This window comes from Streptomyces sp. NPDC005784 (assembly GCF_042871525.1).
Classification (GTDB): Bacteria; Actinomycetota; Actinomycetes; order Streptomycetales; family Streptomycetaceae; genus Streptomyces.
Map to the genome: position 1 here is coordinate 1 of NZ_JBIAIQ010000122.1, position 1,218 is coordinate 1,218.

Here is a 1,218-nt window from a genome sequence, read left to right on the forward strand (position 1 = left end):
CCCTCCACGCGAAGTCCACGCCGAGCACGAGAAGTTGCGAATCGCCGCGTGAAATATACGGTCAGACACACGTCCGGAAAACGCGAGGCCCCTCAATCACCAGCCGGAGGCTCTGATGCAGATAGTGCTGCGAGACGTGAGAGACGCAGACCTGCCCATCTTCTTCGCTCAGATGAACGATCCCGAAGGGCTCCGGATGGCGGCGTTCACTGCCAAGGACCCATCAGACAGCGCATATTTCGAGGCCCACTGGGCACGGATCCGCCAAGACCCAACGATCATCGCACGCACCGTCGTTGGCGACAGTGACGAGGTGGTCGGGAATGCTGCCGTGTTCGGACCGCCCGAGGAACGCGAGGTCACCTACTGGATCGGGCGGCAGTACTGGGGGCGAGGAGTAGCCACCGCCGCGCTGCGGGAACTCCTCGTCCTCGCGCCGGAGCGTCCGTTGCACGGCCGCGCGGCGGCGGACAACCTCGCTTCGATCCAGGTCCTGAAGAAGTGCGGGTTCGCGGTCTCCGGCAGCGACCGGGGCTTCGCGAACGCACGAGGCGAAGAAATCGACGAAGTGCTCCTCACCTTGGCCGACTGACCCCACGCCCACCCAACCAATCCGTGTGCCGTGCTCGACTCCAGGTGGTGGTCGGGCAGGATCCGACCCCTCGGCAGGCGCCCGCCGGACGCCGGTGGCGAAGCAGGTAGCCCGGCCCCGCCGGAGCATTGCGGGACCGGGCTACGGATCGGACGCCGAGGTACGGTCTCGGAGGAGAAGGCGGCGTAGAAGCCCCCGATCCAGCCGCGGACGTCGGGTTCGATCTCCGCCTCGGCCCGGCCGCGCTCCTGGAAGTAGGAGACGTCGAACTCCTCGTCGCCGCCCATCTGCGCGAAGACCTCCAGCACCAGGACCCCGCCGGCATCCTTCGCGCCCGGATCGAACGACCCCATTTCGAGCACTGCCGGCCGGCATTCCGCCCAGAAGCCGACCGGCTCCCGGGGGGCGCGGACCTCAAGGACCGGTGCTGTGCACGCCTCGTCGGCTCCTTCTTGCGGCGGGACCGGTGTCGTCATGACCGGGCCGTCCTCACATGTCGAGGACGACATCGGAGTCGGGATGGGCACAGCAGTGACGGCGGCCGTGGCAAAGTCCAGGTGTGTGGCCAGTCGAGTCCAGGCTGATGGCCACCGGAATTCCCGGTGGATGGCCGTCTGACCAGTGGT

Annotated in this window: 1 protein-coding gene and 1 pseudogene; one reads left to right on the forward strand and one right to left on the reverse strand. The window is 67.3% G+C overall.

What is annotated here, in order from left to right; translation table 11 throughout:
* Nucleotides 1–115 precede the first annotated feature (115 nt).
* On the forward strand, nucleotides 116–592 hold the full coding sequence (locus ACFYR3_RS45775) for a GNAT family N-acetyltransferase (protein ID WP_389288370.1): 477 nt from the start codon (nucleotides 116–118) through the stop codon (nucleotides 590–592).
* Between the two features lie 158 nt (nucleotides 593–750).
* On the opposite strand, the pseudogene ACFYR3_RS45780 reads toward ACFYR3_RS45775, so the two are convergent.
* A pseudogene (locus ACFYR3_RS45780) lies at nucleotides 751–912 on the reverse strand (alpha/beta hydrolase); the annotation flags it as partial.
* Nucleotides 913–1,218 lie beyond the last annotated feature (306 nt).